A 204-nucleotide genomic window follows, 5' to 3' on the forward strand; every position below is an offset into this window, starting at 1 on the left:
CCACCTGGACCGAGGTCGACGGCGGCCGGCCCCGCGTCACCTGGGCCGACGCCCTGCTCGTGCTCGCCACCCGCTCCCTCGACGCCGCCACCACGAGCAGCGCCGACGGTGCGGGCCGTTCCGGGGGCTCGAGCGGTTCTGGTGGTGCAGCCCGGCGGGCCCGGTACCGGGTGCAGGTCCACCTCGACACCGACGGCGGCTGGC

Annotated in this window: 1 pseudogene; it reads left to right on the forward strand. The window is 77.9% G+C overall.

The window, feature by feature from the left end:
• Positions 1-204, forward strand: a pseudogene (locus NR112_RS22350) (HNH endonuclease); the annotation flags it as partial.

The organism is Terrabacter sp. Ter38, assembly GCF_024519435.1.
Taxonomy (GTDB): domain Bacteria; phylum Actinomycetota; class Actinomycetes; order Actinomycetales; family Dermatophilaceae; genus Terrabacter.